The organism is Kytococcus sedentarius (genome assembly GCF_041937525.1).
In the GTDB taxonomy this organism is placed as follows: Bacteria; Actinomycetota; Actinomycetes; order Actinomycetales; family Dermatophilaceae; genus Kytococcus; species Kytococcus sedentarius_A.
Window position 1 is genome coordinate 1,116,450 of the sequence record NZ_CP169391.1, and the last position, 13,310, is coordinate 1,129,759.

At 74.8% G+C, this 13,310-nt stretch carries 15 protein-coding genes; 1 reads left to right on the forward strand and 14 read right to left on the reverse strand.

The window, feature by feature from the left end; translation table 11 throughout:
- Positions 1 to 69: 69 nt before the first annotated feature.
- Genes ACEY2A_RS05155 through ACEY2A_RS05215 form a run of 13 tightly spaced genes read right to left on the reverse strand, consistent with a single transcriptional unit; the run spans position 70 to position 11,817 of the window.
- The gene (locus tag ACEY2A_RS05155; RefSeq protein WP_374929796.1) at positions 70 to 396 is read right to left on the reverse strand and encodes an acylphosphatase; all 327 of its coding nucleotides are present in this window, start codon (positions 394 to 396) and stop codon (positions 70 to 72) included.
- On the reverse strand, positions 393 to 1,238 hold the full coding sequence (locus ACEY2A_RS05160; RefSeq protein ID WP_374929797.1) for a glycosyltransferase: 846 nt from the start codon (positions 1,236 to 1,238) through the stop codon (positions 393 to 395). The genes ACEY2A_RS05155 and ACEY2A_RS05160 overlap by 4 nt, the downstream gene beginning before the upstream one ends.
- Entirely contained in the window at positions 1,235 to 2,308 is a 1,074-nt protein-coding gene (locus ACEY2A_RS05165) for a hypothetical protein (RefSeq protein ID WP_374929798.1), read from the reverse strand. Before ACEY2A_RS05165 ends, ACEY2A_RS05160 begins: the two co-directional genes overlap by 4 nt.
- Complete coding sequence (locus ACEY2A_RS05170) at positions 2,305 to 2,940, reverse strand: methyltransferase (RefSeq protein WP_374929799.1); 636 nt, start codon at positions 2,938 to 2,940, stop codon at positions 2,305 to 2,307. The genes ACEY2A_RS05165 and ACEY2A_RS05170 overlap by 4 nt, the downstream gene beginning before the upstream one ends.
- Entirely contained in the window at positions 2,940 to 3,686 is a 747-nt protein-coding gene (locus ACEY2A_RS05175; RefSeq protein WP_374929800.1) for a PIG-L deacetylase family protein, read from the reverse strand. Before ACEY2A_RS05175 ends, ACEY2A_RS05170 begins: the two co-directional genes overlap by 1 nt.
- A 46-nt stretch (positions 3,687 to 3,732) precedes the next feature.
- Complete coding sequence (locus ACEY2A_RS05180) at positions 3,733 to 4,428, reverse strand: hypothetical protein (RefSeq protein ID WP_374929801.1); 696 nt, start codon at positions 4,426 to 4,428, stop codon at positions 3,733 to 3,735.
- The gene (gene mutM / locus ACEY2A_RS05185) at positions 4,425 to 5,318 is read right to left on the reverse strand and encodes a bifunctional DNA-formamidopyrimidine glycosylase/DNA-(apurinic or apyrimidinic site) lyase (RefSeq protein WP_374929802.1); all 894 of its coding nucleotides are present in this window, start codon (positions 5,316 to 5,318) and stop codon (positions 4,425 to 4,427) included. The genes ACEY2A_RS05180 and mutM overlap by 4 nt, the downstream gene beginning before the upstream one ends.
- Before the next feature lies 1 nt (position 5,319).
- The gene (gene rnc / locus ACEY2A_RS05190) at positions 5,320 to 6,027 is read right to left on the reverse strand and encodes a ribonuclease III (protein WP_374929803.1); all 708 of its coding nucleotides are present in this window, start codon (positions 6,025 to 6,027) and stop codon (positions 5,320 to 5,322) included.
- Positions 6,024 to 6,590: a DUF177 domain-containing protein gene (locus ACEY2A_RS05195; protein WP_374929804.1), complete on the reverse strand. Its 567-nt coding sequence runs from the start codon at positions 6,588 to 6,590 to the stop codon at positions 6,024 to 6,026. The genes rnc and ACEY2A_RS05195 overlap by 4 nt, the downstream gene beginning before the upstream one ends.
- Positions 6,591 to 6,629: 39 nt before the next feature.
- Complete coding sequence (gene coaD / locus ACEY2A_RS05200; protein ID WP_374929805.1) at positions 6,630 to 7,103, reverse strand: pantetheine-phosphate adenylyltransferase; 474 nt, start codon at positions 7,101 to 7,103, stop codon at positions 6,630 to 6,632.
- 31 nt (positions 7,104 to 7,134) lie between these two features.
- Positions 7,135 to 7,779: an RsmD family RNA methyltransferase gene (locus ACEY2A_RS05205; protein WP_374929806.1), complete on the reverse strand. Its 645-nt coding sequence runs from the start codon at positions 7,777 to 7,779 to the stop codon at positions 7,135 to 7,137.
- Positions 7,779 to 10,004: an ATP-dependent DNA helicase RecG gene (locus ACEY2A_RS05210; protein WP_374929807.1), complete on the reverse strand. Its 2,226-nt coding sequence runs from the start codon at positions 10,002 to 10,004 to the stop codon at positions 7,779 to 7,781. The genes ACEY2A_RS05205 and ACEY2A_RS05210 overlap by 1 nt, the downstream gene beginning before the upstream one ends.
- Before the next feature lie 31 nt (positions 10,005 to 10,035).
- Positions 10,036 to 11,817, reverse strand: a complete 1,782-nt coding sequence (locus tag ACEY2A_RS05215; protein ID WP_374929808.1) for a DAK2 domain-containing protein — start codon at positions 11,815 to 11,817, stop codon at positions 10,036 to 10,038.
- Positions 11,818 to 12,053: 236 nt separating this feature from the next.
- Here ACEY2A_RS05215 and rpmB point away from each other — a divergent pair, with 236 nt between their 5' ends.
- Positions 12,054 to 12,248 (forward strand): 50S ribosomal protein L28, encoded by a 195-nt coding sequence (gene rpmB, locus ACEY2A_RS05220; RefSeq protein ID WP_015779067.1) that lies wholly within the window; start codon positions 12,054 to 12,056, stop codon positions 12,246 to 12,248.
- Between the two features lie 75 nt (positions 12,249 to 12,323).
- On the opposite strand, the gene thiL is transcribed toward rpmB, so the two are convergent.
- Positions 12,324 to 13,304 (reverse strand): thiamine-phosphate kinase, encoded by a 981-nt coding sequence (thiL, locus tag ACEY2A_RS05225; protein ID WP_374929809.1) that lies wholly within the window; start codon positions 13,302 to 13,304, stop codon positions 12,324 to 12,326.
- Positions 13,305 to 13,310 lie beyond the last annotated feature (6 nt).

A 13,310-nucleotide genomic window follows, 5' to 3' on the forward strand; every position in this document is an offset into this window, starting at 1 on the left:
TCCTCCCCCAGCAGCCCGTCGGCAGTGCGCCACGCGGCACGCGTCTGCTTCACACCCGGGGAAATCCCCTCAGCGCTCGACGAATCCCTCGACGCCGGGGCGCGCGTCGCCGTCCTGGCGCACCACCGTCTCCACCTCACCGGGGCGACCGGCGGTGCTCGGGTCCTCCCGCAGCAGTTCCTCCAGGCGGTCGATGGCGTCGCGGTCGCCCTGGGCGACCACCTCCACCCGACCGTCGCGCATGTTGCGAGCGTGCCCCACCAGACCCAGCTCCAGGGCGCGGCTGCGCGTCCACCAGCGGAAGCCGACCCCCTGCACGCGCCCCCGGACGAACAGGGTGGCCCGGGAGGCCCCGGCCTGGTCGCCGGTGGTCGACGGTTCGTCGGGCGTGTTCATGGGTGCTCCTTCCGGCCCGCGGCGCGGGCCCGTGCGTCGTGGTCCCCAGTCTCTCGTGCCGCACCACCATCGGCGACGTGGGTCCGCGCCAGATCGGCGAGGAGAGATCCCAGCCCACCGCGGGCTCGTCCGGGTGCCCGGGCCGAGGTGGCGACGCGCACCGTGGTGGTGGAGACCACCTGTGCGCCGGCCCGGCGCAGCGCCTGCACGAGCCCGACGTCCTCCCCCACGGCCCGATGGGGAAAGCCCCCCACCTGCGCGTAGACGTCCTGCCGTACGGCGAGGTTCGCACCGTAGGCGTGCCAGTGCCCCCCGGGGTGGAGGCCCTCGGCCACCCGGCGCTCGTACGCCGCCCGCTCGGCCTCGGAGGCCTCCCAGGCGACCAGGTCCACCAGACCCGTCACCACCGAGGCGCCCTCTGCCCGGGCAATGGCCAGCAGGTCCTCCACCCAGCCGTCCGGCACCCGGGAGTCCGCGTCCGTGCTGAGCAGCCACAGCGCATCGGGCTGCGTGCGCTGCGTGGCCTGCGTGCTCTGCAGGCGCTGCAGGCGCTGCGCCCCGTGGCGCAGTGCCCGGTCCCGAACCTGACCCACGGTGGTGCTCACGTCGTCCACCAGCACCTCCCCCGTGACCCGGGGGTCACCGGTGGCACGCTCCAGCAGCGCTGTGGCGCGGCGGGCCGTCGCGTCGGTGCAGCGGTGGGCAGCGACCACCACGTGGACCCTGCGCACGAGCCCGGGTGCGTCCACCGCCCGCGTGGCCGCCCGCAGCACCGCCTCCAGGCAGGGCCCGATGTGGTCCTCCTCGTCGTGGGCGGGGATGCCCACCACCACGCTGGTCACCCGGGATCCCCCAGGCCCCCGGCCGCGCGGTCGACCGGGTGCTGTGCGAGGTACACCGTGAGGTCCTCCACCGCGTGGGCCACTCCCGCGTCCAGCGCCAGCCCCGCCGCTCCGGCCAGCACCCGGAGGTGTTCCAGCACCCGCCCCGCGGCCGTCGCGACCACCGCCCGCACCTCCCCGGAGACCGCCGCCACCTCCTGCCCCACCACCGGACCGAGCGTGTCCCAGTCCCTGACCTGCGCGGTGGGCAGCAGCTCCTCCAGGCGCAGCCCGGCCACCTGCAGTGCCGCCCCGGCCGCAGCCAGCTCGGTGCGCACGTGCCCCCAGCGCACCGCGCGATCGGGGGCCGCGGGCGCCCCCTGGCCCGCACGCTGGACCTCCCGGACGGCCCGTACCGTGGCACCCCACCACACGGCGGCGACCCCCACCCCTCCGGGCAGGAAGGCCGGACGGTGCAGGTACCACCCCGGCTCCCCCACCTCCGCGTCCGACGACGCACCCCGGTCCACCTCCACCGTCCACGACCGGCTGGGGGCCATACCCGTCGCGGCCCACGATGACGGATCGCCCACCAGGGTGCTCACGTCCAGCTCGAACAGCCGGTGGGTGCCGTCCGGGTCGACCCCCGTGACCAGGGCGCGGTCCAGCACCCCCACCCCGGAGGCGAAGCGGAGGGTGCCGTGCACCCGCCACCCACCATCCACCGGTTCCGCACGCGGACCCGTGCCCCGGGAACGGGAGGCCCAGACGCCGTACAGACAGTCCGGGGCAGCCCGCCGACCGGCCTGCGACAGGATGCGCACCGCATCGACATGGCCCTCGGCCAGACGCGACCAGGCGATGTCGGTGGCCCCACGGCGCCCCAGCGCGGCCAGCAGCTCCGGCCAGGTGAGCAGCGCCCAGTCCACGCCGTCCACCAGCGGCCACACCGCGGCGCGCAGCACGTCGGCCTCGGTGGAACGACGGGGGTGGTCACCCACCGGCACGGGGTCCGGCCACGGCGCGAGGCAGGATCCGAGGCTCCCGGAGTGGGGCAGGGCGGAGTCGGGCAGGGCGGAGTCGGGCGTCATGGCTGTCCTCCCGTGGACGGTGCGGTCCAACTGTGCAGCACGAAGTCCTCGTCCTGGTGGTCCACCAGCCGGCTCCACCCACGATCGGTCAGGGCCGTGTGCAGCTCGGCGTGGGCCGCCGCGCCCGAGAGGTGGCCGTCGTGGGGATGGTGACGCCAGGTCACCGCCACCACCTCGGCCCCCGGAGAGCCCGCCGTGACCGCCTCCAGCAGGTCGGGCACCATCGCCCGGGCCCCGTCGTCGAGGTAGTAGAGCACCTCGGAGAGGAGCACCAGGTCGCACGCGGCGAGCCCGGGAGGACGGGAGGGCAGGCGGTTCTGCAGCACTCGCGCGGTCTGGGGCTCGCCGGACCCACCACTGGTCAACCGGTCCCGTGTGAGCTCGACCGCCCGTGGGTCCGCATCGCTGCCCACCAGCTCGGCGCACCGTCCGAGCAGGTCCTGTGCCAGGTGACCGGTGCCGCTGGCGACGTCCCAAGCCCGCGCATAGCGCTCCTGCTGCAGACAGGCCGCCACGACCGCCCGCTTGCGGCGCTCGTACCAGAGGGTCCCGACGCCGAAGGGGTCGTCGTCGTGGGCGTACCAGCCCTTGGCGCTCATCGCCGGCCCCGCCGGGTCGCCGCCGGTGGCCATCACAGTGCCTCCTGCACGCACACGAGCTGCCGGCCGTGGTGGGCCAGGGCCTCGGGCGGCACCACCGCACCCCACCCCGGCGCCAGCTCACCGGTCTGCGAGGGATAGCACCGCAGAGCCGCCTGGCGTGCGGTGTCCGCCGCGCTGTCGGTCGTCCAGGACTGCAGCCGCCAGCCGGTCTGGGCGAGCTGCTCCGGCGAGCACCAGGCCGGCGCCCACACCGGGTACTCCCACACCGTCACACCTCGCAGTGCGGCCACGGCCGCGGCCGCCTCACCGACGGCCGCGTGGTCGGGGTGCGGGTCCAGTCGCCAGGGAACCAGCAGGACCCCGGGTCCCTCCGAGGCGACCACGTCCTCGACCCACGCGGTCACCGCATCGGCCTGCCGGGCCAGATCACCGTCCGGCAGTCCGGCGCACCGGCCCCGGCGTGCGCCCAGCGCCGTCAGGGCCGCCTCCCACTCCGCCCGGCGCGTGGCCCCCACGTCGTCGATGCCGGGCACCTCGCGGTCGCCGAAACACCCCTCGCCCGCCGTCGCCACGTGCACGACGACTGGACCGCGGTCCGCCAGGTGGGCGACCAGCCGCCCGGCACCCACCGTCTCGTCGTCGGGGTGCGCGCCGAGCACGGCCACCGGCCCGCGCTGCTCCGGCACCCGCCGGGCGGCGGGCAGGTCCCCCAGGGGCAGGGCGCCCGGGCTCAGCCGACCGGGCGGACGCGGGAGATCGGGGTGGGGTGTGAGCACCGGGTCACTGTCGCAGCCGCCGGGGCTCACCGCATCCGGGGCCCGGTCAGGGCAGCAGGGCGACCTTGCGCAGGATGGTGGCCGAGAGGTCGCTGGTGAGCGACTCAACATCGGACACGGTGTCCAGCACCACGTCGTCCCCGGACGCCTCCGCGCACAGGGCGGCCACCTTGCCCACCATGCTCAGCAGCTCGGTGCAGTAGCCCAGGTAGTGCGACATCTCCTCGCGCCCCATCGGGTCGGTCACCGACTCCACGGTGGGCACGTAGTCGGCCCGCAGGTGCTCTGGATCCTTGGTCACCTGGTGCATGTCGATGACGTGGGCCACCGAGCGCAACCGGTGCAGCAGCGCGAGCATGCGGGCCCGCTCCAGCCGCGCGGGCACCATCATGAGGAACCAGATGGCCACCGCGGAGAAGACCAGGTCGTTCACACCGCTCTCGAGCAGCGCCAGCCAGTCCGGGGGCTCCCCCACCCCGGTGCTGCGCAGGTGCCCGATGACGGCGACCGCCACCAACGCCGTGGCCACCGCGAGCGCCAGCGCCAGGGCCCCGGTGACCCAGCGCATCCACCGCAGGCGCAGGCGGCTGGAGTCCGAGGCCTCCTCCACCTCATCGGCCAGACGGCGCACGCGCAGGGCCACACGGTGGAGGCTGCGCTCGGGGAAACGGGCGCCGATGCGGCGGGCCAGCTGGTCGATGGAGTCCTGGACCAGGTCGGCCTCGAGGTGGTCCAGGCTCACCGGGTGCTCCCGCGGGGTGCCGACCGGGGCCGGGTCTGGCAGGTGGGGCACCAGTGGGAGCTGCGGCCGTCGAAGGGCGAGCGCAGCACGAGGCTGCCGCACCGGGGGCAGGGGCGGCCCTGCTGGCCGTACACCGCCAGGCGCCGGTCGAAGTAGCCGCTGGCACCGTTGACGTTCACGTACAGCGCGTCAAAGCTGGTGCCGCCCTGCTCCAGGGCCTCGGCCATCACGTCCTGCAGGTGGGCGAGCAGGGCCCGGGCGCGCGGCGCGGTCAGCGACTGCCCGGGCCGTTCCCCGTGCACCCCGGTGCGCCACAGGGCCTCGTCGGCGTAGATGTTGCCCACGCCGCTCACCAGACCCTGATCGAGGACGGCCCGCTTCACCGGGCCGCGGCGGGTGCGCAGCCGGGCGGCCACCCCCGCGGGGTCGAAGCAGGCCTCGAAGGGGTCGGGGGCGATGTGGGTGGTGGTCGCCGGCACACCGCCGGGGTGGTCGCCCCCGTGGGGGTCGGGGACCAGCGGCTCCACGGACCAGCCGCCGAAGGTGCGCTGGTCGGCGAAGCGCAGGGTGGGGCCGCCGTCCTCGAAGTCCAACCGGGCGTGCTCGTGGCGCACCGGGGGCTCCTCGGCGGGCAGCACCAGCATCTGTCCGCTCATCCCCAGGTGCGTCATCAGGGCATGGCCGTCGTCCAGCGGGAGCCAGAGGAACTTGCCCCGGCGCTCCGCCGAGAGCAGCCGACGTCCGATGAGGGCGCGCGCCAGAGCGGGTGCCCCACCCTCGTGACGGCGCGCCACCCGCTCGCCGCGCACGTCGGCCACCTCGATGCGGCGACCCACCACGTGGGAGTCCAGTCCGGCGCGGACCACCTCCACCTCGGGGAGCTCCGGCACGTCAGTCCTGTGCCGTCAGGTGGTGCCAGGCCGCTTCGGCCGCCATCATCTCCGCAGCCTTCTTGGTGGGTCCGGAGCCGGTGCCCGCCTCCTCGCCGCCCAGCACGGCGGTGGCCTCGAAGACCTTGGCGTGGTCCGGCCCGGAGTCGGTGATGCGGTACTCGGGCAGCCCCAGGCCGCGGGCCGAGCCCAGCTCCTGCAGGCTGGTCTTCCAGTCCAGGGCGGCGCCCATGGTCTGCGACTGCTCCATCAGCTCGTCCAACAGGTGGTGCACCACGGTGGTGGCGGCGTCCATGCCGGAGGACAGGTACACCGCGCCGATCACGGCCTCCACCCCATCGGCCAGGATCGAGTTCTTGGCACGCCCGCCGGAGTTCTCCTCCCCGCGCCCCAGCAGGAAGTAGTCGCCCAGTTCCAGCCGACCGGCCTCCCCGCCCAGGGCGCGAGCGCTCACGACGGCGCTGCGCAGTTTCGCCAGCTCGCCCTCGGGCAGGTCGGGGTTCACGCGGTAGAGGTGGTTGGTCACCACCAGGCCCAGCACCGAGTCGCCCAGGAACTCCAGCCGCTCGTTGTGCGGGGCGTCGTCGTTCTCGTAGCTGAACGAGCGGTGGGTCACCGCCTGCAGCAGCAGGTCGGCGTCGACGGGCACGCCGGCGACCTCCTCGAGCCGCGCCGCCAGCTCGGCGACGGGGCGGGCCGTGCGGCTCACTTCTCGTCGCGCTCGGACAGCTGCTGCAGCGCCGCCCAGCGGGGGTCGATCTCCTCGTGGGCGTGGTCCGGGTCGTCGGCCAGCCGCTCACCGCAGCGGTCGCACAGTCCCGGGCAGTCCTCGGTGCAGACCGGCTGGAAGGGGAAGCCGGGCACCACCGCATCGCGGATGGCCGGCTCGAGGTCCAGCAGGTCGCCGTCCAGCTCGCGGACGTCCTCCTGCGTCTCGGGATCGACCTCCTCGGCGTCCGGCCCGGTGCGGCCGCCGGGCCACACGTAGAGCACCTGGAAGTCCTCGTCCACGTCCTGCACGATCTCGGCCAGGCAGCGCACGCAACTGGCCTTCGCGGTGCCGGTGACGGTGCCGGAGGCCAGGACACCGTCCACCAGCGACTCCAGGCGCAGGTCCAGCTGCAGCGGGGAGCCGGCGGGCACGGCCATCACATCGGTGCCGATGCCCTCGGGGGCGGGGACCTCGAGCTCCCCGCTCTCCATGGTGCCGGCTCGTCGTCCGAAGGAGCGCAGGTCAAGGGCCAGGGGGTGCCGACGGTCGAGCTCGATCATGGGCCCCATGGTCCCACAGGCCCACCGGCCGGCATCGACTCAGGACAGCTCGGTCAGCGCGCGCCGCACCGGCTCGGGCACCAGCTCGGTCACGTCGCCCCCCGCGGCGGAGATCTGCCGCACCAGCGTGGAGGAGATGTGGGCCACCGCACCGTCTGCGGGCAGCAGCAGGGTCTCGATGCCGGAGAGGTGGCGGTTCATGGCGGCCATCGGGTGCTCGTAGGCGTAGTCGGTCTCGCTGCGGATGCCCTTGACCACCACGTCCGCGCCCACCGCACGGGCCACGTCCACCAGCAGACCGGTGTGGGCCGAGACCTCCACCCCGGGCAGGTCGGCCACGGACTCCTCGATGACACGCACCCGTACCGGCACCTCGAGGGTGCCGGTCTTGGCCGGGTTGTGCACCACGGCGACCACCACCCGGTCGTACAGGGCGGCCGCGCGGCGCACCACGTCGAGGTGGCCGTTGGTCAGCGGGTCGTAGGAACCGGGCAGCAGTGCGGTGGTGGTCACGACCCCATCGTGGCAGGTCACGGTGCGGCGCTCATCGGCCGTCGGCGTCGGACTCGGCCGCCGCCTCGGTCACGGGCTCGGTCACGGGCTCGGCGAACCACAGGGCCGTCTCCCCCTGCTCCCGGTGGCGGAAGCGCTCCAGCCCCGGCGGCCAGACCGGCTCCGGGCTGCGCACCGACCGCTCCACCACCACGATCGCGCCGGGCGCCAGCCAGTCGTCGGCGAGCGCCCCAAGCACTTCGGCCAGCTCCTCCTCGTCCAGCGGGTACGGGGGATCGAGCAGGGCCAGCACCACACGCCCGCCGTCGGGCAGGTCCGCCCCGTCGCCCACGAGGGCCCGACGTCCGGCGCCCAGGAAGGCGAGCACCGAGCGGTGGTGGGCGTGCACCGCATCGGTCCCGGCGAGACCCAGGCTGGCCAGGTTCTCCCGGAAGGTGGCGATGGCCCCGGCGGCCGAGTCCACCCCGTCCACCCGGCGGGCCCCGCGGCTGTGGGCCTCGAGGCCCAGGGCGCCTGACCCGGCGAACAGGTCCAGCACCCAGGCGTCCCGCAGCACCCCCTCGTGCTCCAGCATCGAGAAGAGGGACTCGCGCACCCGGTCGCTGGTGGGTCGGGTGTTGGCACCTCGTGGGGCGGCGATGCGGCGCCCGCCCAGGCTCCCGGCGATGATCCGCATCAGCTGCGCTCCAACCAGGCGGCGCTCTCGTCACGGTCGGCGACGGCACGGGCCAGGGGCGGCCAGCCGGTGAGCTCGGGGTCCTCGGCCACGTACGCCCGGGCGGCCTCCCGCGCCCGGTCGATGAGCTCGGCATCCTGCAGCACGCGCACGAAGTCCAGCCCCGAGGAACCGCTCTGGGCAGCCCCCAGCACGTCCCCCTCACGACGCATCTCCAGGTCGGCCCGGGCCAGCTCAAAACCGTCAGTGGTCCCCGCCACCCGTTCCAGGCGCTCCCGGGTGGGCCCGGCCTCGACGTGCGTGGCCAGCAGGCACAGCCCCGGGTGCCCGCCACGGCCGATGCGCCCGCGGAGCTGGTGCAGCTGCGCGATGCCGAAGCGGTCGGCGTCCATCACCAGCATCACGCTGGCGTTGGGCACGTCGACCCCCACCTCCACCACCGTGGTGGCCACCAGCACGTCGACCTCCCCCGCAACGAAGGCGGCCATCACCGCGTCCTTGGCCTCGGTGGGCATGCGGCCGTGCACCATCTCCACGCGGATCCCCCGGGGCGACAGGTGCTCCCGCGCGGTGACCACGAGCTCCTCCACCCCCACGGCCGGGGGACGCTCGGCGTCCTCGGGGGCCAGGCCGTCGGGGACCTCCACCAGCAGGCCGCTGGGGGCGTCCCCCGGGACCTCGGCACCGGAGCCGTCGTCGGGTGCCGTCTCGTCCGCGGCGTCGATGCGGGAGGCCACCACGAACGCCTGCCGCCCGGCGGACACCTCCTCGGCGATCCGCTGCCAGGCGCGGTCCACCCAGGTGCGGTTGCCCGCCGGCACCACGTGCGTCGTGATCGGCTGGCGGCCGGCGGGCAGCTCGTCCAGCACCGAGACGTCCATGTCGCCGAAGACGGTCATGGCCACGGTGCGCGGGATGGGGGTGGCGGTCATCACCAGCAGGTGCGGGGGCGGATCAGCCTTCGCGCGCAGGGCGTCACGCTGCTCCACGCCGAACCGGTGCTGCTCGTCGATGACCACCAGGGCCAGGTCGTCGAACTCCACCGTGTCCTGCAGCAGCGCATGGGTGCCCACCAGGATGTCCACCTGCCCGGTGACGGTGTCCAGCAGCACCTTCTGGCGCTGGGCGGCGGTCATGGATCCGGTGAGCAGGCGGATCTCCACCCCACCGGCCAGTCGGCCAGCCGTGGCCAGGTCCCCCAGCGTGGCCACCAGCCCCCGGTGGTGCTGCGTCGCCAGGATCTCGGTGGGTGCCAGCAGCGCGGCCTGCCCGCCGGAGTCCACGGCCTGGAGCATGGCGCGCAGCGCCACCATCGTCTTGCCGGAGCCGACGTCTCCCTGCAACAGCCGGTGCATGGGGTGGGTCCGCTCCAGCTCGGCGGCGATCTCCTGCCCCACCCGCTCCTGCGCACCGGTCAGCGCGAACGGCAGCGCCGCGTCGAAGCGCTCGGCCACGCCACCCTCCCGGCGGGGCCGCGGGGTCGCCGGGTCCGCCTCGTGGCGCACGCGCAACCGGGCCAGCACCACCTGCAGCTCGAACGCCTCGGAGTAGCGCAGCCGGTTGCGGCCGCGGGCCACGTCGGACCAGTCCGCCGGGCGGTGCAGGGCCGTCCACGCCTCGAGTGCGGTCATCTCGGTCCCGCTCCCGGCGGCCGCGGCCACCCCCAGCGGCACCACGTCGGGAGCCTCGTCCAGGGCGTGCAGCACCAGCGTGGCCGAGTTGTTCACCTGCAGGGAGGTCATGCCCTTGACCTCCTTGTAGAGCCCGATGAGGCCCGCGGCCGGATCTGCCCCGCCACCGGCGACCTCCCCCTGACTGTCCAGCACCACGTAGTCCGGGTGGGTCATCTGCAGCGTCCGCTTGAACTCCCCCACGGTGCCGATGAACATCACCCGGGCACCGGCCACCAGCCGGTCGGCGTGCCCGAAGGTGCTGAAGAAGGTGACCTCGATGCGGCCCCCCGCATCGTCGCGGACGGAGACCACCAGGCGCTTGCGGCGGGGCTGGTTGCGCATCGGCAGCTGGCTGGCTCTCACGACCTCGCCCACCACCACGGCGCTCTGCCCCACCACCAGGTCGGCCATCGCCTCGGGGCGGGCGGGGTCCAGGTAGCGGGTGGGCACGAACTGCACCAGGTCCCCCACGGTGCGCAGACCGCGCGCCTTCTCCAGCGCCGTCGCCTCCCGCGCGCCGATGACGGACGGCAGCGAGCTCTCCCAGGTCACCACCTGCGTCCTCCAGTCCTCACGCCAGTCCTCACTCCAACCCCACCAGCACCGGGAAGGCCTCCGGTCCACCCTCGATGACCTGCACCTCCAGGGCACGGCGCCGCAGTCGCAGGCTCGACTCCACGACCTTGCCCAGCGCCGGGTCCTGCCCCTCCCCGAGGATCACCGTCGCCAGCTCCACACCCCGTGTGGGCAGGCCCGCGATGACCTCGGCCAGCGCCCCGGGCACGTCCTCGGCACGGCTGACCTCGCGCCCGCCCACCAGGCCCACCACGCGGCCGTCGCCCAGCTGGCGCACGGCTCCGTCGGTGGTGGAGGTGGCCGCACTGGTCACCGCACGCACGGACTTCTCCACGTCGCCTGCGGGGTCCCAGACCGCCACGGCCGCCACGGCGCCCTGCAGGGAGGGGCACTCCAGCACCTGCAGCCAGATGCCGCGCTGCGCCACCTGCCGAGCGGCCTCCTGGGCGGGGAGCACCAGGTGGCCGTCCGCGGGCAGGAGCACCACCCGGGTGGCCCCACACGCCTCCACGCCCTGCACCAGGTCGCCGATGCCGGCACGCTGTCCGGGAGACGAGGGCACCACCTGCGCCCCGGCGGCGCGCAGCACACCCACCAGCCCGTCCCCCGAGGCCGCCACCAGCAGGGCCACCTCCCGGCGTCGCTCGTGGGAGCCGTCCAGGCCCTCCACGCGGACCTCGGCCACGTCACCGGCGCGGCGGCACAGGGCGGTCACCCGCGATGCGGTGCGCGCATCGGCCACGTGCACGTGCACCCGCCAGTGACGCCCGGCCCCGGCCACCACCACGGAGTCCCCCAGGTCCGTCAGTCGTCGCCGCAGGCGCTTGACCAGCCGTTCGGCGCGTCGGGCCGAGGACTCGGTGAGGGTGAGCCCCAGCACCACCTCGAGGGTGGAGTCGGAGTCAGCACCGGGCTGGTGCTCCCCGTCCCCCGCGTCCCCCGTGACCTCGTGCTCGGCGGGCTGCTCGATGTGCCCCTCGCTGTCGGCCTCGCCCTCGGTGCTCTCCGCGGCGCTGGTCGCGCCACGGGGCCCGCCATCCCGCGCACCCGCATCGCCCGGCGCGCCCACAGCGGACCTGGGGGCCCGGGCCTCCCGAGCCTGCCCGTCGCTGCCCAGCCACTGCAGCCCCGGGGCGTCCGGTGCCTCCAGGCCACAGGTCAGCACGAGGTGTCGCAGGGCCACCACGTAGCCCGCTGCCCCCGCATCCACCACGTGGGCCGCGGCCAGCGCGGGCAGCTCGTCGGGGGTGCGGGCCAGCGCCACGGTGGCCGCGTCCAGGGCGGCGCGGGCCACCTCGCCCACCGAGCGGCCCTCACGTGCGGCCTCCTGCGCGGCGTCTGCCGCGGCCCGGGAGACGCTGAGGATGGTGCCCTGCTCCGGGGTGGCGACCGCCTGCCAGGCCGAGGCGTCCGCACGCTCGAGCGCCCGGGCCAGACCCACCCCGTCCAGGCCACCGTCCTGGTCGCCGGCGGCGCCCCGGATGAGCTCCTGCGCGGCCCCCGCCACCAGCTGGGCCAGGATCACCCCGCTGTTCCCCCGCGCCGCCCACAGGATGGAGCGGGCCAGACCGTCGATGCTGGCGTGCACGTCCGCCGGGTCCCAGGGCGGGGCCGTGCGCAGCCCGGAGTCCAGGGTGAGGAACATGTTGGTGCCCGTGTCACCATCGGCCACCGGGAAGACGTTCACCGCATCGAGCTGGGGAGCCGACCGGCGCAGCCCGCTGCGGACGTTCAGCAACCACCGGCGGGCACCCAGCGCGGTGAGCCGCGCGTGCTGCGAACTGGTCATGCTCTCCTCGCCCTCTCCTCGCTCCGGGACCGGCTGAACGGGGCGCACCAGCGCCTCCGGGTGGACGCGCCCATGGTCGCACCCACCGGTGACAACCACCGGATTGGCCCCAACGGGTGAGGTCCGCTATTCTTCTCCGGTTGCCCGTGACCCCCGTGTGCAGGAACTCCCCGAGTCCCCCGCCGCGGAACTCCCGGTCGGGGCCCATTCGACCAACGATCACTCAGGAGAGAACCGTGGCTGCCACCTGCGACGTCTGCGGCAAGGGACCGAGCTTCGGTCACAACATCTCGCACTCCAACCGCCGCACCAAGCGCCGTTGGAACCCGAACATCCAGCGCGTGCGTGCCCGCGTCGGCGACAAGCTCGCCACCGTGAAGCGCATCAACGCCTGCACCTCGTGCCTCAAGGCCGGCAAGGTCGTGCGCTGACCCCACGGTGACCGGCCATTGGCCGACACCCCGCTCGCGAGAGCCGTGACAGGGCGCCCCACGGGGCGCCCTTCGTCATGCCCGGAAGTGGTCCCACCCGCCCTCGACGGCCCGTCCGTCCAGACTCACCGGCGCGGGGGCGTCCACGGCGCCCACGCATCGGCCGATCACCCGCCACCCCGCGGGCACCGTGGCCGATGCGGGGAAGCTCGCCAGCAGGCAGTGCTCCTCTCCCCCGGTGAGCACTGCCTCCCAGGCCGCCCGGTCATCCGTCCCGCCCAGGGCCTCGGCGGCCCGCTGCACGTCCGCGGCCAGGGCGTCGCCGTCCAGCAGCAGCCCCACCCCGCTGGCCGTGGCCAGGCGCGTGCCGTCCCTGCCGAGCCCGTCACTGACGTCGAGCATGGCCGTCGCCCCTGCCCGCGCGGCCGTCTCACCCGCATCGGCATCCGCCCGCGGTGCGCGGTGGTGCTCCAGGCACTCCGCCGCCCAGGATCCCTCGTCGGCCCCGGTCCGGCCGGCCTGCAGGAGCGACAGTCCCACCGCTGAGCGCCCCAACGGGCCGGAGACCGCCAGCTGGTCCCCCGGCCGGGCCCCCGAACGCAGCACCGGGGAGTCGCCCACGCTGCCCAGGGCGGTGATGCTCACCATCCGCGTCCCGACGGGCGCTGAGGACAGGTCTCCCCCGGTCACGACGATCCCGGCCTCGGTGGCCCGCTCCCCCACGCCGGCCGCGAGCTCCTCCACCCATTCCACGGGCGTTCCGGCATCGGCCACCAGGGTGAGCACCATCGAGGTGCACCGTCCCCCCATCGCGGTCACGTCGGCCAGGTTCTGCGCCACGGCCTTGGCCCCCACCTGCCACCCGGTGGACCACTCGTCCAGCCAGTCGGCGCCCCGCACCATCGTGTCCGTGGTCACGACGACGGCCCCGGGCGAGTGCACCACGGCGGCATCGTCGCCCGGCCCCACCAGGACGTCGCGCCCACGGGTGGGCAGGTGCTCCCAGAGGCGCGGGAGCAGGTCGTTCTCGGAGAGGTCAGCCAACGTGAGTGCCACTCCGCG

Coding starts and splice junctions, on each gene's coding strand:
- ACEY2A_RS05155 (WP_374929796.1), bottom strand. CDS start 396: ATGAACACGCCCGACGAACCGTCGACCACCGGCGACCAGGCCGGGGCC.
- ACEY2A_RS05165 (WP_374929798.1), bottom strand. CDS start 2,308: ATGACGCCCGACTCCGCCCTGCCCGACTCCGCCCTGCCCCACTCCGGG.
- ACEY2A_RS05170 (WP_374929799.1), bottom strand. CDS start 2,940: ATGGCCACCGGCGGCGACCCGGCGGGGCCGGCGATGAGCGCCAAGGGC.
- ACEY2A_RS05195 (WP_374929804.1), bottom strand. CDS start 6,590: ATGATCGAGCTCGACCGTCGGCACCCCCTGGCCCTTGACCTGCGCTCC.
- ACEY2A_RS05205 (WP_374929806.1), bottom strand. CDS start 7,779: ATGCGGATCATCGCCGGGAGCCTGGGCGGGCGCCGCATCGCCGCCCCA.
- ACEY2A_RS05215 (WP_374929808.1), bottom strand. CDS start 11,817: ATGACCAGTTCGCAGCACGCGCGGCTCACCGCGCTGGGTGCCCGCCGG.